Here is a 19,570-nt window from a genome sequence, read left to right as displayed (position 1 = left end):
CTGGCGTTCGAGGTGCTGCTCGGCGCCGTCACGGCTCGCTCCGCCCGGGAGACGGTCCGCGACTCGGCTCAGCGGCCCGCTGGCAGCGACGTCGGGTGGGTGCCCACGGTTCGCCGGTGTCGGCGCACCGCGAGGTTCGGCATGTGGCCAGCCCGGCTCCGGTGGAGATTATCCCGCTATGCTTCGACGATCGTCAATTCCTGGAGGACCTCCGAATGAAGATCGTTGCGTTGTCCTGCACCCAGAAGCGCCTGCCGTCGGTGACCGACGCGCTGCTGGAGGCAGCGATCAGCGGCGTCGTCCGGGAGGTCGACGGCGCGGAGATCCAGCGGATCCGGTTGATCGACCATTCCATCGCCATGTGCGAGGGCGAGGACACCTGTCTCGATCCCGAGGTGGGCCGATGCCCGATCGACGACGACTTCGCGCACGTCGTCGAGCTGGCCGAGGGTGCGCAGGCGATGCTGCTCGCCATGCCGGTGTACGCGGGGAACGTCCCCGCGGTGCTGAAGATCTTTCAGGAGCGCCTGAAGAGCTTCATGAACGCCCGGCAGCGACCGTTCGGCAACCTGCTGGTCGGGACCATCGTGCATTCGCGCACCATGCTGACCGAACCGGCGCTGGGCGCGTTGTTCCCGTGGTACCTGCGGTTGCGGAACCGGAATGTGGCGTCGGCCTGCTTCACCCGTAACGATCATCAGGACCTGACCCGCACCGCGGCGTTCGACATGTGTGTGGCAGTGGGCCGGCAACTCGGCATGACGCTCGCCGGCAGCCGGTCGCCGGCCGACGAGCGCACGCTGCTGCCGGTGGTTCAGCCGCCGGCTCGCCCGCGGTGCGGCGATCCGTCCGTCTCCTCGCCCGGGACGTGAGACTCCGCACGCCAGGTGCACCCGTCGCCGGCCCGCACACACGACACCCTGACGTCGGGGTCCAGGTAGCGGGCGGCGATGGTCTCGTGGAGGGGCTGGCAGTACGTGCACGGTGAGGAGAGCGTCAGCACGACGCCGGCGCGGGCGGCCTTTCTGCGGTAACGCAGGATCCCGCAGTCGGTGTTGCGCAGGACGGTGCCCGAGGGCTGACGCTCGCTGGTCACCGCCGAGTCGTACAGCAGCAGTTGACGTTGCAGCCGGGTCATGAAGTGGTCGGTGGCGGACACCCCGGCGGGCCGTTGTGCCCGGAGCAGCGCCGCGGTGATGCGGGAGTTCGCCCGGATCCACGCCGTCAGCCCCGCCTCGCCGTGCTCGCCCAGGACGAACTCCTCGGCGGCGGCCTGGGCCTCGAAGAACCGCTGGCGCCACAGGTCGACCTTCTCGTCCGGGTCGAGGGGGGACGGCTGACCGGTCACGCGGTCCTCCCGGTGGCGTCGTCCAGTTCGGCGAAGACCTCCTGGGCCACGCGCAGCCCGTTGTTGGCGACCGGCCAGCCACCGTAGTAGGCGAGCTGGATGATGACTTCGACGATCTTCTCCCGCGACATCCCGAGATGCAGGGCGGCACCGATGTGGCCGCGCAGCTCCCAGTCGGTCCGGGCCAGCGCGACAGCGGTCAGCGCGACCAGTTCGCGCTCCTCGACGCTCAGGTGCGGGCGGGTCCAGATCTCCCCGAACAGGTGGTCGACCGTGATCCGCAGGAACTCCGGGTAGGAGCCGGGGCGCGGCTCACGTCCGAAGACCTGCTGGAACATGGCCTCACCCCGCTCGTGGCGGTCAGCCGACTGATCCATCGTCAACTCCTTCGGGTCGGACGAACGGTGGTCAACGTGCCCGACGCCACGAAGGCGACGGCCAGCAGCGCGGCGCCGCTGGCGAAGGCGGCCGGAACGTTCACCCGCTCGGCGACGAGCCCCACGACGACCGGCCCGGCCACGGCGCCGACGTCGGTGCACATCGAGAAGCCGGCGACGCCGCTGCCGGCCCGGCCGGCCACGACGTCACCGACCAGCGCGGCCGGCGCGGCGTTGAGCAGCGCCGATCCCGCGGCGTACGCGCAGAGCAGCGCGACGAGCCAGGCGTACCGGTCGACGAACGCCAGGGCGGTGACGGAGGCCGCCGCCACACCGGTGCCGGTGATCATGGCGGCCCGGCGGCCGGCCCGATCGACCATCCGGCCGGCCGGCACGATCAGCAGCGCCTGGACGGCGGCGGACAGGGTGAACGCCCATCCCACCCATGACACGTCGTGTCGCCACGCCACCACGACCAGCGTGGGGACCAGTGCGCTGCGCAGTCCGAACAGGACCCAGCCCTGCGCCAGCGCGGCGAGGCAGGCCACCACGTAGCGTCGGTCCCGCAGCAGCGCCGGTAGTCCGATCACCGGACGGCCGGGCTCCGCGCCGGCGGTCCGGCCGGTGCGCAGCAGCGCCGGCGTCAGCACCGCGGCGGCCAGCAACATCGTGGCGTACGCCAGGAACGGCGTGGCGAGGGTGACGAGCGCGAGGAAGCCGCCCAGTGCCGGTCCGCAGACTCCGCCGAGCAGGAAGCCCGCCTCGAACACGGCGCTGGCCCGCCCCCGCCGGTCGGCCGGCGCGACCGCCAGGAGCATCGCCAGCGCGGACACCGAGAACAGCACCGAGCCGACGCCGCCGAGGCCCCGGAACACGAGCAGCTGCCCGTAGGACCCGGCGAAGGCCGTCAGCGCCGAGGAGACCGCACAGAGCAGCAGGCCGGCGACCAGGACCCGCCGCTCCCCGAAACGCACGCCCAGCCGGCCGCAGAACGGGCTGGCGACCAGCCGCATCAACGCGAACAGGGCGACGAGCGCGCCGATCCGGGTCGGCCCGGCCCCGAACGTCGCCGCGTACACCGGGAGCACCGGGAGCACCAGCCCCAGGCCCATCATGACGCATCCGCCGACGACGCTGAGGACGTAGACCTCGCGCGGGAGACCCGGTCGGGCGGCGGCGACGGGTGGGACGCTGCCCGGAACGGCCGTCTTCACTGCCCGGTCACAGGATGATGCTGAGCTTTCCGTGCTCGACCAGCGTCTCGTGGTCCAGCACCACGACCCGGCGCCGGGCCCGGAACGACCCGCCCTCGGCGACCAGCTCGAACCGGTACTTCCCGACGTAGGCGTCGGAGCGCCCGTGCCCGAACCGGTGTACGACGACATTGGCCGCCACGTCGAGGTGGGTGCCCCGGTCGGTCAGGATCTCCACGTTGCTGACCAGCCGGTTCGTCCGCGATCGTGGGTTCTCGCACCACACCTCGCCGGTGAGGAGCTGGTCGATGCGCTGGCGCAGGCGGGCGGCGTCGTCGTCGATGAGCCCGAGCACGTTCGCCCCCTCGTCGCGGACGTCGGTGGCCGGCACCCGGTAGCGGATGTCGTCGGTCAGCATCTCGTCGTACCACTCGCGCAGGCGCCACTCGTCGAGCAGTCGCGCCTCCCGGAAGAGGAACTGGTTCACCCGGTGCCACAACCGCACCTGGGCCGATTCGTCGACGGTCAGCTCGATGGTCATCGCGGTTCCGCCCCCTGCCGCTCCGCCGGCCGAGCGATCTCGTGGTGATCGTCGTCGCCGTGCATCAGCCGATCCCACTGGCGCCAGAACTCGCGGGCGGGAAGCTCGTCCGTCGTCTCCGGTACGGCCCTGTTCATGCCGCGGGACAGGTCCGAGTAGCGGACCGACCGGTTGAGGTAACCCCGCTGGCAGGATTCGATGATCTCGATGTCGTCGGGGGTGGCGAAGCCGGCGGGACCGAGGAACGTCAGGTAGTGGCTCTTGCGGAGTTCCCGGATGTCCGGCTCCTCGTCCTTCGGGGCCAGCGCGACCGAGGTGATGGCCATCCGGTCGGGGGCGATCGGGTCGATCTTGCGGATCGTGATCGCGATCGCGTCGATGATCATCAAGTTGGGGAAGATCAGCAACGCGCGGTTGGTGCCGGTGATCCGCTCCGCGCGCTCGGCGCCGAACCTGTCGACGAACCGGGCGGCCGTCGCCTCGATCCGCGGCCGGACCTCCGGGCTGAACATCGGCGTCCAGTACGCGAGCGGGCGGGCCGCCGCCGGTGGCAGCTCGTTGGCGCCGTGTCCCAGCCCGAGGGCGCAGCCGAAGCCGCCTCGCCGTCGTGGTGGCACCGACCCCAGCGACTCCATGTAGCCGACGTAACGCTTGTGCAGGGCCCGGAAGTGGTAGATGTCGACGCTGTTCTCCATCATGAGCTTCCAGTTGGCCCGCGCGCCGTGGAGCTGCGCGCCCTGGATCACCTCCATCCCGACCTCGGACTGGTCGTCGATCAGGTCGAGGTACTCCGTCGCGCCCGCCAGGTACTCGGTCAGGGTGCGCCGCTGCCCGGGGTCGAAGGTGACGAACACGAATCCGCGGTAGGCGTCACCACGGTGCTGCGTGAGGCCGTGGTCCGCCTTCCGGAAGCCCGGTCCGTACCCGTCCGGGATCGGGACCCCGACCAGGTCGCCCCGGTTGGAGAACGTCCAGTCGTGGTAGGGGCACCGGAACGACCTGGCCTGCCCGGCCGGCTCCGCGCAGATCAGCGCCCCGCGGTGCGGGCAGCTGTTCGCGAACACCCGGATCACCCCGTCGGACCCGCGGGCCATGACCACCGGCCGCCCGCCGACGTCACGTGCCACGTAGGAGCCCGGTCCGGGCACCTCCGACTCGTGCCCGACGTACAGCCAGCAGCGGTCGAAGATCCTGGTCATCTCCCGGGCGGCCAGCTCGTCGTCGGTGTAGGCGCGGCGGTCCACCCGGAAGGAGTGGCGCTCCTGGTCGTCGAGCACGATCGGGTCGCCCGCCGGTCGCCGTGGCTCGGTGGTCACCGCTTCTCCTCGCGCCGGAGCGTCCCGGCCGTGTCGAGGACCAGCTCCGCCGTCCGCGCGGCGGAGTCGCCGCACTCCGGCTGTGCGGCGCGCAGCCGGGCCCGGTAGTCCCGGGTGGGGTCGAGCAGGTCGGTGACGGCGTCGGTGACCGCCCGCGCGGTGACGTCGGCCGGCGCCAACGCGGTCCCGAAGCCCGCGCCGCCCACGAAGTGCGCCTGCACCGGCTGATCCACCGCCAGCGGGATCACCAGCATCGGTGTCGCCGCGCGGATCGACTCGGCCACGGAGTTGTACCCGCCGTGGGTGACGAACACGTCGGCGCGTTCGAGCACCTCGCGTTGCGGCAGGTACGGGGCGGTGAGCACGTCGTCGGGCAACGCGAGGTCCTCGGCGAGGTCGCCGACCGCGGCGATCACCTGGGCGCCGGTGGCCGCCGCGCCGGTGATGACCGTGCGCAGCAGGTCGGGTCGCCGGTAGAAGATCGTGCCGAAGGAGACGTACACCACCGGACGGCCCGGCTCGATCCGGTCGAGTCCGGCGAAGGCCACCTCGTCGCCGCGGGTTCCGGCCGCGCCCGGCAGCCCGATCAGCCGCACGCCGTCGTCGGTCACGCCGTCGTTCCCGATGAGTGCGGGAATCGTCGGCATCAGATTGAGAATCGGCGATCGCGCCGAATGGGTCCGGGTTGACCACCGCACCCCGTGCCGGGTCAGATAGTCGCCGACCTGCTCGTCGTAGGCCCAGCGTCCCCGTCGGTGTTCGCGCGGGCAGACGCCACCCAGGTTGGCCCAGATCATCCCGTACGGAATGCCGGAGGTCTCGGTGCCGACCATGGCCGACGCGGTGACCGGCAGCGAGTCGACGAGCACGAAGTCCGGTGCCGTCGCGCGCAGCGCGTCGGTCGTCTGGTCCGCCACCGGGGACGCCTGGAGCATCGCGCCGATCTTCGCCGGATCGTCGCTCCACGGCGCCATCTCGACCTTCCCGATCAGGTGGACCGGCGTGGTGCCGAGGGCCTGGCGGCGCTGGTCGTCGAGCATGCCTCCGTCCGCTGACAACAGCAGCAGCGTGACCTCGCCGCCGGCGGCGCGGAGCGCGTTGACCACCGGAACGTACGGGTTCAGATGACCGTGCTGCGTCGTGGTCAGGAGGGCGACGCGCATCAGATCTCCGATCCGTCGGGAAAGCGGTGTCAACTCGTCCTCAAGCGCGCGGAAAAGGCGCGTCAGCGAAAGGAAAGGCTGAAATGCGGCCCGTTTTCCGGCGTTGCGCAGAGCCTGCCGGGAGGAGGGATCGATGTCAATGCTTCGTGTCTGTCATCCGTCTTCGGTTGACGGCGTGCAAACGTCGTCAGGGCTTCGGATGATTGGCACTTGAGTGTTTCGGACGAATCTGAGTGGTTGGACGCATTTGGTCGACAAAAGGCAATGCCGGGTGCGCTCTCGCCGTTGCCTTTGGCGACCCCGCCCCCGCGGGACGGCCTACGAGGGCGGTCTCAGCCGCCACCTACGGCTGGGGTGGATGTCCGCCGACGGGCGACTGGCGGGCCACCGCGCGCAGCAGCCGGTCGAGCGCGCCGCGGTCGCCGCTGAACGTGGCGCGGCCATCGCGCAGGGCTGTGTCGAGGGTGTCCGGTGCGTCCAGCGCCGCGTTGAGGGTCGCCGGGTCGGTCCGGAGGTCGTACTCCGGTGCGGGTGGCCCGCCCGGCGCGATCTCTGTCCGGCCGGCGGCGGTGCGGACGGTCCAGACCCGTTCGGCCAGCTCGACGCGACCGGTCGACGGCGGATCGCCGGGGTCGGGGCGGCCGGCGGTGCGCAGGAACAGCAGCACCGAGGTGGCGCCCACGGTGGGCTGGGGCGGGAACGGCGCGCGCGGACGACGCAACGAAGGGGACCGGTCGGGACGATGGGCAATCCAGTTATCCATTTCGAGATCATCGGCAAGGATCCGGAGCGGCTCCGGGGTTACTTCGGTGACCTGTTCGGTTGGCGGTTCGAGACCGGCGGTCCGGTCGCGCCGTCGGTCTCCGAGGCGGGCCGGTACGGCTTCATGGACGCCACCGACGAGACCGGGCAGCGGATCCCCGGCGGCATCGGAGGCGGGCCGGGCTTCGACAGTCACGTCGTCTTCTATGTCAACGTGCCGGACGTGGAGGCGGCACTGCGGCGGGCGGAGAGTCTCGGCGGCAGGCGGGTCATGGGGCCCGAGCGCAACGCCGCCGGTCTCGTGGTCGGCCACCTCACCGACCCGGAGGGCAATCTGATCGGCCTCGCCGCCCTGCCGTGACGCGTCCGCCGGGCGCTCGTCCGCCGCTGAGCGACCGGTCCCCGACAGAGCCAGGGAATCGTGGTGTCGCGCCCCTACAGTCCCCTCCATGAAGTGGACGGTGCGATTCACGACCGGGCTCGCCGTACTGGCGACGGCCCTGGTGGCCGGGGCGGTGAGCGCCGCCGCGGCGCCCGCCGACGGTGGCCTCGGCCTGGCCCTGCGCCCACCGACGGCGGACTACCGCGCCGGCGACCAGGTCCGCCTGGATCTCACCGTCACGAACACCACCGCGGCGGCGTGCGCGCTGCCTACCCAGGCCGCCGGCACCGTCCAGGTGACCCGGGTACGCCGGGACGGGCGCGACCTCACGCCGGTGCTCGCCCGCAGCTTCCACGACGACGGGATCGCCGCCGCCGCCACCGCCGGCCTGACCACGGTCGAGCCGGGCGCGACCGTGACCGTGGCGCTTACCGGCCTCCGGGTGCACGACGGCGACGCGCCCGGCGACGTGGTGCTCCGGTCGGTGGCCGCCACTGCGGACGGCGGCGGCCTGGACTCGCTCTGGCCGGTCGGCGCCGCCGGCCGGTACGAGATCACGGCCGGCTACGTGACGCTGCCGGTCACCGGCGCGGCGAACCCCTGCCCGGGCGCGACGGAACTGCGGACCACCACGTTCACGATCGGCGACGGCGGCGCGCCCGTCCGCCGCTGGCTCTGGCCGGCCGCCGGGGCATTGCTGCTGGTGCTCCTCGTCGGCGCGCTGGTGGTCCTGCTGTGGGTACGCCGCCACCGTCGGCCGGCCGCCGCCGGCGTGGCACTGCTGCTCGTCGCGGTCGGCGCGCTGGTCGGCGGCGGTTCGCGGCCCGCCCGGGCCGACTACTCGGTCGACCCGACCGCCGGCGTGCCGGTCAGCGGCGTCGACTTCCAGGCCGCGGTCGACGGCTGCCTGGCCGGGTTCGCGCTGCCCGGCGGCGACCCGGCCGGCCTGCTACCCCGGTTGAAGGACAAGAAGAGCCCCAAGGTGCGGATCATCCCCACCCCGGGCGGCTCGGGCGCGTTCGAGACGCCGGAGAGCGCCGACGGCAAGGGCTCGTCCACGGTCACCTGGAACCCGGCGTCCACCGACCCGTACGAGGACGGGGTGGCCCGGAACCCCTGCGCCGCGCTCTACCACGAGCTGAACCACGCCGACGACATCTCCCGCGACGCGGTCCCGGCGGGCCAGTGCGGGAGCACCGGGATCCCCACCGCGGAGGTGAAGGCGACGCTCGCGGAGAACCGCTACCGGGCGGCGAAGGGCCTGCCGCCGCGCACCCAGTACAAGGGAAACCCGCTGCCGAAGAGCCTCGACGAGTGCAAGAAGCCGGCGAAGAAGACGCCCCCGCCGAAGGGCCCGGTGAAGCTCTGCGAGGACGGGGCCGACTGCGGCGGCAGCAACGGCGACCCCCATCTGGTCACCTTCGACCGGGTCTACTACGACTTCCAGGCCGTCGGCGAGTTCACGCTGGTCGCCGCCGTCGGCGGTGACCCGCTGGAGGTGCAGGTCCGGCAGGTGCCGATGGCCGGCACCCGCACCGCCTCGGTCAACTCCGCGGTCGCGTTCCGGGTCGGCGCCCACCGGCTGGCGCTCACCCTCACCGACGGCGCCACCCGGGTCCACGTCGACGGCACGCCGCTCGCCGCGCCGCCGGAGCGGACCGACCTGGCCGGCGGCGGCAGCCTCACCCGCCGTCCCTCCGACACCGGACCGACCGACGGGTACGACGTCACGTGGCCGGACGGCTCCGCCGCCGCGGTCGACCAGATCGGCCGGTACGGCTACCGCGTGCTGGTCCGGCTCGCCGACGGTCGGGCCGGGAAGGTGCGTGGACTGCTCGGCGACTTCGACGGCGACCCCGCCGACGACATCGCGCCCGCCTCCGGCCCCGCCCTCACCCAGCCGGCGCCGTTCGCGAAGCTCTACCCGGCGTACGCGGACAGTTGGCGGATCACCGCGGACCGTTCGCTGTTCCCCTACGACGCCGGGGAGGACACCGGCAGGTTCACCGACCGGAGCTTCCCCGAGCGGCAGGTGACCGCCGGTGACCTCGACCCGGCCCGCCGCGCCGCCGCCGAACAGGTCTGCCGGTGGGCCGGCGTCACCGCCCCCGGCCCGCTCGCCGAGTGCGTCTTCGACGTCGCGGTCAGCGGACGCCCCGAGTTCGCCGTCGCCGTCGCCACCACCGAACGCGTCGCCCCGCCGGCCGCCGCGCCGATCACCGCCGTGCCGGTGGCCACCGCCAGCCTGACGCCGGGCGGTGAGCCGCTGACGTTCGCCGGCCGCGCCGGGGACGCCGTCTTCGTCGACGCCACCGCCCCCGGCATCGACGACCGCTGCTCGCCGTACCTGCTCGTCGACCCCGGTGGGCGGGAGATCGCGAGCGGCTGCAACATCAACGGCGCCGGTTACGTCGACCGCGTCGACCTCCCCACCACCGGCACGTACGCGATCCGGGTCGCCGCCGTCCCCGGCGACGCCGGCCGTGCCGCCGTCCGGGTCTACCTGGCCCGGGACAGCGGCGGCACGCTTCAACCGAACGGCCCGGCCGTGACCGCGACCGTCGAGCAGCCCGGCGCCCGGGCGCAGTACCGGTTCACCGGCCGCAAGGGGGAGCGGGTCTTCGTCGAGGTGCCCGAGAGCACGCTGCCCGACCAGTGCTCCCCGCTGGAGTTGCGGGACGCCGAGGGGCAGTTGTTGCGCAGCGGCTGTGTGATCAACGGCGTCGGCGAGGTCGACGGCACGCTCCTGCCCGCCGACGGGACGTACACGGTGCTTGTCGACCCGGTCGAGCGCGGCACCGGCACGGCCACGCTGCGCCTGGTCACCGGCCGGGACCGGGACGCGACGATCACGGTCGGCGGGCCGCCGGTCGTCGCCGGGATCGACCGGCCCGGGGCGGTCACCGGCTACCGGTTCACCGCCGCCGCCGGCACGTCGGTGACGGTCACCGCGACCGCCGCCACGCTGCCCGACCAGTGCGGCACGCTGGTGCTGAACGCCCCGGACGGCAGCACGCTCGCCACCGGGTGCGTGATCAACGGGGCCGGCGGGATCGACTCGACCACGCTGCCGGCGGCCGGGGAGTACACGCTGTCGGTGGATCCGTCGGGGGCCGCGACCGGGGAGGTCACGCTGGCGGTGCGATGAGGTGGCCCTGCCGTCAAGGGCCGGCGCGGAGGCTGCTAACGTTCCGTCCCGTTGTCGGTGAGCGCCGCTAGCTCAACTGGCAGAGCAGCGGACTCTTAATCCGCGGGTTCGGGGTTCGAGTCCCTGGCGGCGCACCAACGATCAAGGCCCTGACCTGGTGGTGTTCACACCGGGTCGGGGCCTTTTTCGTTGTTGTCGATGGTGGGTGGTCGGGCTGCCCTGCTCGGGCGCGGATTTCCCGGCCTACGCCCGTCGACACCACCTGCTCGGGTGACGGCCTGGAATGCTTCGGCCATGCCTTCCTTTCCACCCACCTTCGCCGACCGGGTCGTCGCGTTGCCGCCCGGCGCCCAGTTCGAGGCGTTCCTCGACGAGCACCGCGACGCGCTCGCCGGCTGCCTGGACGGGCTGACCGAGGAGCAGGCACGCCGGTCGCTCGTCGCTTCCCGGACCACGCTGCTGGGTCTGGTGAAGCACGCGACCTTCGTGGAGAAGGTCTGGTTCGACGAGGCCGTCACCGGCCGGTCGCGCGCCGAGATCGGCATCCCGGAGCGGTCGGAGGAGTCGTTCGTCCTCGACGACGGCGACACGATCGCCACGGTGCGGCAGGCGCACCGCGACGCCTGTGCGGCGTCCCGACGTGCCACGTCGTCCCTCGGCCTGGACGACGTCCTGCGTGGACATCGCCGGGGCCCGCTGCCGCTGCGGTGGGTGTACCTGCACGTGCTGCGTGAGCTGGCCCAGCACTGCGGGCACGCGGACATTCTCCGTGAGCAGCTCCTCGACGGCTGACCTCCCGCGCGGGCCCGGTCGCGCCGCGGCTCAGCCCTGACGGGTGGGCCGGATGGTCAGGTCGCCGATCTCGACGTCGTCGGGCTGGTCGATGGCGAAGGCGATCGCCCGGGCCACCGCCGCCGGGTCGATACCGAGGCCGGCCATGTGCTGCCGGGCCTGCTCGCGCGCGGCCGGGTCGTCCAGCGCGTTGTCGATCAGCTCGGTACGCACGTAACCGGGGGAGATCGACGTGGTGCGCAGCGAGCCGTCGGTGCTCTCCTGGCGCAGCGCTTCCAGGAGCGTGCGGACCGCGTTCTTCGTGCCGGCATAGACCGCCTGGGTGGGGACGATCTTGAGCCCCGAGGTCGACACGACGGTGACCAGGTGTCCGCTGCCCTGGCGGCGAAACGTCGGCAGCGCGGCGGCGATCCCGTGCAGGATGCCCTTGACGTTCACCTCGATCATGGCCGACCAGCCGGCCACGTCGAGGTCGGCCAGTGGGCCGATCCTGGTCATCCCGGCGTTGCCGACCAGGACGTCCAGCCGCCCGTACCGCTGCACGGCGGTGTCGACGAGCGACGTGAGGTCGTCCGCGTCGGTGACGTCGACGCGTACGGCGGTCGCGGCGCCACCGGCGGTGGTGATCTCGTCGACGAGCTGGTCCAGCCGGTCGGTACGGCGGGCGCCCAGCACGACGGTCGCGCCGAGCGACGCGAGGTGGCGAGCCGTCGCCGCCCCGATACCGCTGCTGGCGCCGGTGACGGCGACGACCTTGCCCTGGATGGCCATGATGCCTCCCCCTAGACTGGACACATGTCCGGTTACCCCGACCAGCCTAGCGGACACGTGTCCGCTTCCGCCACCGGCCACTCGTCGCGGCGGGCCGACGCGCAGCTCAACCGCGAACGGATCCTCGCGGCGGCCCGCGAGCTGGTGCGCCAACCGGGCGAGCTGAGGCTCAACGCGGTCGCCAAGGCGTGCGGCATCGGGCAGGGGACGTTGTACCGGCACTTCCCGACCCGGGAGGACCTGTTGGCCGAGGTCTACCGCCAGGAGGTCGACGAGCTGGTCGCCGCTGCCCCGCGACTGTTGGCCCGACACCAGCCGGTGGACGCGCTCGCGGCCTGGTTCGACCGGGTGGCCGCGTACGCCCGGGTCAAGCGCGACGTGTTCGCCGCCGTGGAGGCGGCCACCTGGCGCGGCCTGGCCGCGCACAGCCTGGGCCCGATCGGCGAGTCGGTCGAGCTGCTGCTCGCCGCCGGCCGCGCGGCGGGCACCATCCGTCCCGACGCGGACGCCCGCGACGTCATCGTGCTCATCAGCTGGCTGTCGCGCCTGGACGACGCCGAACTCGACGCCCGCGGGTCCCGGCTGCTCGCCATCCTGGTCGACGGGCTCCGGGCGGGCCCGGCCTGAGTCGGGTGCCCGTCCGGCCACCGCCCGGTGCGGCCGGCCGGGGGCCGCACGCGCCGACGCGTCAGCCCGGCGCCGGCGTGAAGAAGCGGACGATCTCGTCGGCGGCGGTGGGCGACAGCATCATCGCCTGGACCCGTGCGGACATCTCGGCGATCGGCTGGATCCGGCGGAACATCGCCTCCTCGTAGGCCCGGATCGCCGCGTCCGGGTCGGCGGGGGTGCGGACGAGCTGGGCGGCGAGTTCCGCCGCGTCGAGCATGGCCTGGTTGGCGCCCTCGCCGACCGGCGGCATGAGGTGGGCGGCGTCGCCGATGAGGGTGACGCCGGGGCGGTGCGTCCAGCGGGTGCCGGTGGGCATGGCCTGGATCCGGCGGAGGATCGGCGGCCCGTCGCCGGCTTCGATGAGTGCGGTCAGGCGGGGGCTCCAGTCGTCGAAGAGGGCCAGCAGGTCGCGCTTGGTGCGGCAGGTGTCCGGGTGCCGGTCGTCCGGGGGCAGGGAGATCCCGACCCGGATGCTGCCGTCGCCGAGGCGTTGCGCGGACAGGATCTGGCGTACCCCGACGCCCCAGAGGTTGCCGGGGCCGACCAGCTCGGCGACCTCCGGGTGGCGCCGGTCCGCGTCGCCGATGCGGAGCTCCACCATGGTGGACACGGCGGCGAGGGGAGCGTCGGTGAGCAGCGGCCGGACGACCGAGCGGGCGCCGTCCGCGCCGATGAGGACGTCGCAGTCGTCGTGGTGGCCGCCGTCGAACGTCAGCCGGAAGCCGCCGCCGGGGCGTGGCGCTGCCGCGACGAGTCGGTGCCGCCACCTGACCGTGCCGGCGGGCAGCGAGTCGAGCAGCAGGTCGCGCAGTACGCCGCGGTCGATCTCGGGGCGGCCGTCGAACGAGCCGGGCTGCGGCTCGTGGTGCACGAGGGTGCGACCGGCCGGGTCGAGGATGCGGTGTTCCTCGCCCTCCGGCCGCGCCTCGGACCGGAACCGGCCGGTGAGGCCCGCCTCGTCCAGCGCCCGCTGGCCGGACTCGGGGTGCAGGTCCAGCATCCCGCCCGGGGAACGCGTCGTGCGGTCGGCCTCGCGCTCGTGGACCACCGCGTCGATGCCGTGCCGGTGCAGGATCCGGGCCAGGGTCAGGCCGCCCAGGCCGCCACCGGCGATCGCGATTCGCATCGCCGCCTCCTTTAACGTACGCTGTATTTCATGTATACACCGTACGGTAGCGTACCGTTGCCGGTCTGGGAACGCCCCGAACCTCAGCCGCGGGCGGCGCCGGTGCCGTTGAGCCGGGCGAGGATCGCCGCCGTCGCGATCCGGCTCGCCGACGCGGACGGCCTCGACGGGGTGTCGATCCGCAAGCTCGCCAAGGCACTCGACGTCGGCCCGATGCGGCTCTACGACTATGTGCTCAACCGGTCCGAGCTGCTCGACCTGATGGTCGACGCGGTGTACGCCGGCATCGCCGAGGCCGACCGGCACGACGGGTGGCGCGACACGGTGCTGGCCGTCATGCACCGGACCCGGGAGGCCGCGCTCGCGCACGAGTGGTTCGTCGACCTGCTCGGCGCGCGTCCCCACCTGGGCCCGCACGCGCTCGCCGTGGCCGAGGCGACCGCGGCGGCGCTCAGCCGGGCCCCCGCCGTACGCGGGATCGACGATCTGCAACGGGGCCTGGGCGCGCTCAACGCGTTCGTCGTCGGGGCGCTCCGCCGGGAGATCACCGAGCGGCGCACCGCCCGGTCGACCGGCACCGACGTGGCCGCCTGGCAGACCGCCCTCGGGCCCTACCTGACCCGCATGCTCGACACCGGTCGTTATCCGACAGTCGCCCGGCTCGTCGTCGACGGCGCCCACCTCGACGCCGCGGAAACGTTCCACCACAACCTGGTCACCGTGCTGGACGGCATCACCGGCCGTCCGTGACCGCCCCGGGTCGGGTCCGCGGCGACCGGTCAGGTGGACCGCTTCGGGAGCAGCAGCTCCTCGTGGTCGAGTTCGCGCTCCAGCACGCGGAGTTCCTCGTCGGGCAGCCGGCCGGAGTCCCGCCAGCGGACCAGCTCCTCGCGCTGCGCGTCGATGGTCGCCCGGCGGACCCGCAGCGCCGTCTCGTACGCCGGTGAGGTGGGCATCTCGGACGAGCCGCTCTGCTCGATCAGGTCGAGCCGGCCCCGGTAGCGGGCCAGGCGGGTCAGTAGCTGGGCACGGATGGTGTTGACGGCGACGCCGCTCTCCGGATCCTCGGCGGCGACGGCGTCGAGGCGGGCCAGGGCGGCCTCCACCGCGGCGGAGCGGGCCTCGTTGCGTACCCGGGCCTGGTCGGCCTCGTTGGCGCGCAGGCCGAGCCGGCGCACCAGCGGCGCGAACGTCAGGCCCTGCCCGACGAGCGTCACCAGGACGACCACGAACGTGCAGAACAGCAGCAGGTCACGGTCCGGGAAAGGAGCGCCGCCGTCGGTGGTGAGCGGCAGCGTGAAGATCGCGGCCAGGCTGATCACGCCGCGCGTGCCGGACCAGCTCAGCGCCGCCACCTCCCGTGCGGTCAGCCGGTCGGCGTTGCGGTCGGCGCGGGCGACCTGCCGGGCGCTCGCCGGCTCGTCGGCGTCGTCCGGCTCGGCGATGCCACCGAGCCGGGTGTGCAGCGACCGGGGGAGCGACTGGGTCAGGACCAGCCAGGCGGGACGCAGCAGCAACACCACGCCGACGGACACCGCGACGGCGGTGACGATTGTCGAGGTGTCGTACTGGCGCAGGTTCTTGACGACCTCGGGGAGCTGCTGGCCGATCAGCAGGAAGACGAACCCCTCCAGAAGGAAGTCGACCAGCCGCCACACCGCGTTGGTCTGGAGCCGGGCCGCGCCGGACCCGAACTGGGGCGTCTGGTGGCCGACGATCAGCCCGGCGACCACCACCGCGAGCACGCCGGAGACGTGCAGCTCCTCGCCGATCAGGTAGGCGACGAACGGGGTCGCGAGCGAGATCGCGTTGGACAGCAACGGATCCGCGGTGAGCGGTCGGGCCAGCCGCTTCGCCCAGGCGACGGCGGCGCCCACGGCGACGCCGCCGACCGCCGCGACGACGAACTGGGCGACGGCGCCGGGGAAGGAGAACGTCCCGCCGACGGCGGCGGCCACCGCGACGCTGAGCATGGTCAGCGCGGTGGCGTCGTTCAGCAGCCCCTCACCCTGAATGATCGTGACCATCTTGGGCGGCAGGTTGACCCGGCGGCCGACCGCCAGCGCCGCCACCGGGTCCGGCGGCGCGACGGCGGCGCCGACCGCGATCCCGGCGGCCAGCGTCGCGCCGGCGACGAACAGGTGGAACCCGATGCCGACGAGCAGCCCGGTGAGGAGCACCAGCACCACCGAGAGGCTGACCACGATGCGCAGGTTGCGGCGCAGGTCGAGCAGGGAGGAGTCCAGCGCCGCGCTGTAGAGCAACGGCGGCAGCACGACCATCAGGACGAGGTCGGGATCGAGGCCGACGTTGGGGCCGGGGAGCAGCGCGTACGCGATGCCGATGAGCGGCAGGAGCGCCGCCGCCGGCAGGCCGGTGCGGGCCGCCACCCACCGCACGGCGATGATGACCGCGACGGCGGCGAGCACGAACAACAACGTCGAGTGGATGCTCACCTCGACCGACCCTACCCACGCCTGCGATCATCATGCGATGCGGGGAGCGGTATGAGCATCACGTCGGTGATCAACTACAAGGGCGGGGTCGGCAAGACCACCATCACCGCGAACCTCGGCGCCGAGCTGGCCGCCCGTGGCCGCCGGGTCCTGCTGATCGACCTCGACCCGCAGGCCAGCCTCACCTTCTCGTTCTATCCGGCGGACGAGTGGGAGAAGGACCTCGCGTACGAGAAGACGATCCTCCAGTGGTTCGGCTCGGTGCTGGCCGAGGAGCCCACCGGCCCGCTGCACCCGTACGTGATCACGCCGGAACCGGCCAACGCGCTGCTGCCCGACGAGGGCCGCCTCGACCTCGTCGCCTCCCACCTGGGTCTGGTCGACGTCGACCTGGACCTCGCCGCGGCGCTCGGCGGGTCGCGCTTCCAGCACGGCAGCCCGCACTTCCTGCCGCTGCACCGGGCGCTGGCCGACGCGCTCGCCGCCGAGGAGTTCGCCGGGTACGACGACATCCTCATCGACTGCGCGCCGAACTTCACCATGGTCACCCGGACCGGCATCGTGGCCAGCGAGCACATCCTCACCCCGGCCCGGCCCGACTACCTGTCCACGCTCGGTATCGACTACCTGCGCAGCAAGGTCTCCGAGCTGGTCCGGGACTTCAACCGGGTCGCCGCGCCCGGACCGACAATCGACCCGCAGTACCTGGGCGTGGTGTTCACTATGATCCAGTACGCCGCGGGCGGGCCGATCAACGCGTCCCGCAACTACATGCGGCACACCGACAGCCTGGAGGTCCCGGTGTTCCGGCAGACCGTCCGGGAGAACAAGACCCTGTTCGGCACCGCCGGTGAACGGCGGCTGCCCGCCGTGCTGGTGCCGAACGCCAACGAGACGGTGCAGCACGAGCTGCGGCAGCTGGCCAGCGAGTTCCTGGCCCGCACCCGCCTGTGAGAAGGAGACTCCCGGTGTCCAACCCCGCCGACCTCGCCCACGCCGTCCTGCTGCGGGTGGCGGAGTTCGTCCGCGCGCTCCCCGCCGACCAGCTCAGCGCGCTGGCCGACGGCACCGCGAAGCTGGCCGTGGTCGACCGGACGCGGGCCGCCGCCCGGCCGGCCACCACCGCGTCGGCCGGCGTGGACGCCGACCGGGTCCGGGCCGACCTCGCCGCGATCGGGGACCGCGCGGCCGGCGTCCGCTACCTCGCCGACCTGAAGCTCACCGTGGCGAAGCTGCGGGCGCTCGCCGGCGAGCTGGGCATCGCGGTGCCGGGCAAGGCACGGAAGGCCGACATCGAGCGCGACATCGTGCAGTGGACGGTGGGGCGACGGCTGGACTCGGCCGCCGTCAGCCGTCCGCCGGCCGCCCGGGGCTGACCGCGGCCTCCGGCCGTTCGGGGTTGCCTGCGGTCTCCGGCAGCAGCGTCCGCACCTCGGCGAGCACCTCGGCCCAGAACGCGGCCGGGGCGGCGCTGCGCACCTGCCCGGCCAGGTGTTCGGCGAGCCGCCGCGCCTCCCGCCTGCTGAACGGCGCGTCCGTCGGGCCGCCCACCCGCTGCCGGGGCCGGGCCGGCGCGTCCAGCGGCACCGGGTCGCCGGTGCAGACGATGTCGAGGTGCCCGGTGGTGCGCGTCAGCGCCACGTAGAGCAGCCGGTGACCGCGTTCGTCGCCGGCCACGATCTCCTCCGGCTCGACCACCACCACCGCGTCGAACTCCAGGCCCTTGGCCTCCTGCGGACTGACCAGGTTGACCGCGCCGCCCAGCTCGCCCCGGTCGGCGCTGCTCCAGGCCATGTCGTTCGCCGCCAGCGCCGCCTCGACCGGGCGTCGCTGCCGCGGCGGGCAGACGATGCCGACGAACCGGCCGGCCTCGGCGTGCTCCCGCGCCACCGCGACCGCCCGGGCGGCCAGCTCGGCCAGGCCGACCCGGTGCACGCCGGTGTCGGCCGGGCCGTCCCGGACCACCTCCACCGGCGGCACGCCCGGCGCGGCCACCGGCAGCAGCGCCGCCGCCGTCGCGTACGCCTGCCGGGGCACGCGGTAGCCGTACCGCAGTGGGGCGACCCGGGCCGGATGCACGGTCGGTAGGTGCGCGAGCACCTCGTCCCACGAGTCGCGCGCCCACCTGCCGGTGGACTGGGCGAGGTCGCCGACCACCGTCAGCGACCCGGTGGCGCTGCGCCGGGCCACCGCGCGCAACTGCATCGGGGACAGGTCCTGCGCCTCGTCGACCACCACGTGCGCGTACCGTCGGCCCGGCCCGTCGATGAGGAACGCCAGCTCGTCCAGCAGCGGCAGGTCGGCCGCCGACCAGGTCTCCCGGGACAGCCGGTCCGCGCCGCGCCGGTGCAGCGCCGCCACCTCGGCCGGGGCGAACGCGTCCCCGGCGGCGGCCCGCAGCCGGGCGGTGGAGCCGAGCAGGTCGCGCAGCAGCCCGGTCGGCGTCTGCTGTGGCCAGAGCCGCTCGACGAGGTTGCCGACCGCCTCGGACCGGGCCGGGTCGACGCCGGTGCGGGCCGCCACCAGGGCGGCGAGCCGGTCACCGAGCAGCCGGCGCCGGCCGGCGTACGGCAGGGCGGCGGCCCGGGCCACGGCGAGCGCCTCGGCCACCTCGGTGCCGGGCAGCGTGACGAACCGACCGCCGACCAGCAGCCGCTCGGCCGGGTCGGGGACGCCGACCCGGGCGTCCAGCGCGCGGGCCAGCAGCTCGGCCATCCGGGCCTCGCCCTTGATCCGGGCGACCGCGTCGGACTCGGTCCGACCGCGTGGCACGTCCGGGGCGAGCCGGCCGACGTCGCGCAGCTCCACCCCGTCGTCGCCGAGGGCGGGCAGAAGCTGGCCGATGTAGCGCACGAAGGTCGGGTGCGGCCCGACCACCAGCACGTCCGCGGCGGAGAACTCGGTGCGGTGCTGGAACAGCAGCCAGGACACCCGGTGCAGCGCCACGGCGCTCTTGCCGGTGCCGGGACCCCCCTCGATCACCAGCACCTGGTCACGCGGGGCGCGGATCAGCGCGAACTGGGCGGCCTGGATGGTGGCCACGATGTCCCGCATGGTGCCGGTGCGGCCCCGGCTCAGCTCGGCCAGCAGGTGCGCGTCCACCGCCTCGGCGATCTCGGCGAGGATGGTGTCGGTCAGGTCGTCGATGGTGTTGCCGGTGCAGGTGAAGGCGCGCTTGCGGCGGATCCCGGCGGGGTTCTCCGGGGTGGCCTCGAACCAGCCGGCGGCGGCCGGGGCCTGCCAGTTGACCACCAGCACCTCGCCGTCGGCGTCCCGGATCAGGTGTCGTCCGACGTACCGGGTCCCGCCGGCCTCGTCGTCGATCCGGCCGAACGCCACCGCCTCGTCGGCCGCGCCGAGCGCCCGCCCCGCGGCGTCGGCGTAGCGGCGCAGGTGGGCCGCGGCGGTGGCGTGGGCGGCGGCGGACGGCAGCCGGGCGAGGTGGTCGCGGCGCTGGTCGCGGCGCTCGGCCGCGGTGTCGAAGTATTTCTGCTCGGCGGCGATGTCGGCTTCCCTGGACGCCACG

General features: G+C 73.5%; 19 protein-coding genes and 1 tRNA gene. 9 read left to right on the top strand and 11 right to left on the bottom strand.

Annotated elements, in window-relative coordinates:
• Window positions 1-116: 116 nt before the first annotated feature.
• A complete protein-coding gene (locus tag AB0B02_RS18000; protein ID WP_281935989.1) occupies window positions 117-872 on the top strand; it encodes an NAD(P)H-dependent oxidoreductase in 756 nt (251 codons plus the stop codon).
• Here AB0B02_RS18000 and AB0B02_RS17995 read toward each other — a convergent pair.
• The 7 genes from AB0B02_RS17995 to AB0B02_RS17965 form a co-directional block, all read right to left on the bottom strand.
• Complete coding sequence (locus tag AB0B02_RS17995) at window positions 815-1,348, bottom strand: hypothetical protein (protein ID WP_281935988.1); 534 nt, start codon at window positions 1,346-1,348, stop codon at window positions 815-817. The two genes, AB0B02_RS18000 and AB0B02_RS17995, sit on opposite strands and share 58 nt — an antisense overlap.
• Complete coding sequence (locus AB0B02_RS17990) at window positions 1,345-1,725, bottom strand: carboxymuconolactone decarboxylase family protein (RefSeq protein ID WP_281935987.1); 381 nt, start codon at window positions 1,723-1,725, stop codon at window positions 1,345-1,347. Before AB0B02_RS17990 ends, AB0B02_RS17995 begins: the two co-directional genes overlap by 4 nt.
• Before the next feature lie 2 nt (window positions 1,726-1,727).
• Complete coding sequence (locus AB0B02_RS17985; RefSeq protein WP_357301452.1) at window positions 1,728-2,939, bottom strand: MFS transporter; 1,212 nt, start codon at window positions 2,937-2,939, stop codon at window positions 1,728-1,730.
• Between the two features lie 7 nt (window positions 2,940-2,946).
• Window positions 2,947-3,459 carry an aromatic-ring-hydroxylating dioxygenase subunit beta gene (locus AB0B02_RS17980; protein WP_281935983.1) on the bottom strand — a complete coding sequence of 171 codons (513 nt, stop codon included), beginning with the start codon at window positions 3,457-3,459 and terminating at the stop codon, window positions 2,947-2,949.
• A complete protein-coding gene (locus AB0B02_RS17975; RefSeq protein ID WP_357301448.1) occupies window positions 3,456-4,775 on the bottom strand; it encodes an aromatic ring-hydroxylating dioxygenase subunit alpha in 1,320 nt (439 codons plus the stop codon). The genes AB0B02_RS17980 and AB0B02_RS17975 overlap by 4 nt, the downstream gene beginning before the upstream one ends.
• Window positions 4,772-5,938: a glycosyltransferase gene (locus tag AB0B02_RS17970; RefSeq protein WP_281935979.1), complete on the bottom strand. Its 1,167-nt coding sequence runs from the start codon at window positions 5,936-5,938 to the stop codon at window positions 4,772-4,774. The genes AB0B02_RS17975 and AB0B02_RS17970 overlap by 4 nt, the downstream gene beginning before the upstream one ends.
• Before the next feature lie 343 nt (window positions 5,939-6,281).
• Window positions 6,282-6,659: a hypothetical protein gene (locus tag AB0B02_RS17965; RefSeq protein WP_357301444.1), complete on the bottom strand. Its 378-nt coding sequence runs from the start codon at window positions 6,657-6,659 to the stop codon at window positions 6,282-6,284.
• A gap of 21 nt (window positions 6,660-6,680) precedes the next feature.
• Between AB0B02_RS17965 and AB0B02_RS17960 the strand changes: the two genes are divergently transcribed.
• From AB0B02_RS17960 to AB0B02_RS17945, 4 genes are all read left to right on the top strand, one after another.
• Window positions 6,681-7,061, top strand: coding sequence for a VOC family protein (locus tag AB0B02_RS17960; RefSeq protein WP_281935977.1), 381 nt, complete (start codon window positions 6,681-6,683; stop codon window positions 7,059-7,061).
• Between the two features lie 88 nt (window positions 7,062-7,149).
• Window positions 7,150-10,230 carry a VWD domain-containing protein gene (locus tag AB0B02_RS17955; RefSeq protein ID WP_357301441.1) on the top strand — a complete coding sequence of 1,027 codons (3,081 nt, stop codon included), beginning with the start codon at window positions 7,150-7,152 and terminating at the stop codon, window positions 10,228-10,230.
• A gap of 61 nt (window positions 10,231-10,291) precedes the next feature.
• Window positions 10,292-10,367: transfer RNA gene (locus AB0B02_RS17950), tRNA-Lys, on the top strand.
• 157 nt (window positions 10,368-10,524) lie between these two features.
• Window positions 10,525-11,022 (top strand): DinB family protein, encoded by a 498-nt coding sequence (locus AB0B02_RS17945; protein WP_281935974.1) that lies wholly within the window; start codon window positions 10,525-10,527, stop codon window positions 11,020-11,022.
• Between the two features lie 30 nt (window positions 11,023-11,052).
• On the opposite strand, the gene AB0B02_RS17940 is transcribed toward AB0B02_RS17945, so the two are convergent.
• Window positions 11,053-11,793 (bottom strand): SDR family oxidoreductase, encoded by a 741-nt coding sequence (locus AB0B02_RS17940; RefSeq protein ID WP_281935972.1) that lies wholly within the window; start codon window positions 11,791-11,793, stop codon window positions 11,053-11,055.
• 57 nt (window positions 11,794-11,850) lie between these two features.
• Between AB0B02_RS17940 and AB0B02_RS17935 the strand changes: the two genes are divergently transcribed.
• On the top strand, window positions 11,851-12,420 hold the full coding sequence (locus tag AB0B02_RS17935; RefSeq protein WP_357301438.1) for a TetR family transcriptional regulator: 570 nt from the start codon (window positions 11,851-11,853) through the stop codon (window positions 12,418-12,420).
• A gap of 61 nt (window positions 12,421-12,481) precedes the next feature.
• Here the strand turns inward: AB0B02_RS17935 and AB0B02_RS17930 are convergent, their stop codons facing one another.
• Window positions 12,482-13,588, bottom strand: coding sequence for an NAD(P)/FAD-dependent oxidoreductase (locus AB0B02_RS17930; protein WP_357301435.1), 1,107 nt, complete (start codon window positions 13,586-13,588; stop codon window positions 12,482-12,484).
• A gap of 30 nt (window positions 13,589-13,618) precedes the next feature.
• Here AB0B02_RS17930 and AB0B02_RS17925 point away from each other — a divergent pair, with 30 nt between their 5' ends.
• Window positions 13,619-14,338 (top strand): TetR/AcrR family transcriptional regulator, encoded by a 720-nt coding sequence (locus AB0B02_RS17925; protein WP_357301432.1) that lies wholly within the window; start codon window positions 13,619-13,621, stop codon window positions 14,336-14,338.
• A gap of 29 nt (window positions 14,339-14,367) precedes the next feature.
• Here AB0B02_RS17925 and AB0B02_RS17920 read toward each other — a convergent pair whose 3' ends face one another.
• Window positions 14,368-16,044, bottom strand: coding sequence for a Na+/H+ antiporter (locus AB0B02_RS17920; protein ID WP_281935964.1), 1,677 nt, complete (start codon window positions 16,042-16,044; stop codon window positions 14,368-14,370).
• Between the two features lie 51 nt (window positions 16,045-16,095).
• Between AB0B02_RS17920 and AB0B02_RS17915 the strand changes: the two genes are divergently transcribed.
• Both AB0B02_RS17915 and AB0B02_RS17910 read left to right on the top strand, forming a co-directional pair.
• A complete protein-coding gene (locus tag AB0B02_RS17915; RefSeq protein WP_357301429.1) occupies window positions 16,096-16,998 on the top strand; it encodes a ParA family protein in 903 nt (300 codons plus the stop codon).
• Window positions 16,999-17,012: 14 nt separating this feature from the next.
• Window positions 17,013-17,420: a hypothetical protein gene (locus AB0B02_RS17910; protein WP_281935960.1), complete on the top strand. Its 408-nt coding sequence runs from the start codon at window positions 17,013-17,015 to the stop codon at window positions 17,418-17,420.
• Here AB0B02_RS17910 and AB0B02_RS17905 read toward each other — a convergent pair.
• A complete protein-coding gene (locus AB0B02_RS17905; protein WP_357301425.1) occupies window positions 17,392-19,569 on the bottom strand; it encodes a UvrD-helicase domain-containing protein in 2,178 nt (725 codons plus the stop codon). The genes AB0B02_RS17910 and AB0B02_RS17905 overlap by 29 nt on opposite strands.
• Window position 19,570 lies beyond the last annotated feature (1 nt).

The sequence above is a fragment of the Micromonospora sp. NPDC049240 genome (assembly GCF_040647835.1).
Taxonomy (GTDB): Bacteria; Actinomycetota; Actinomycetes; order Mycobacteriales; family Micromonosporaceae; genus Micromonospora.
Note: the sequence above shows the minus strand (reverse complement) of the source record. Positions and strands in the feature narration are given on the sequence as shown.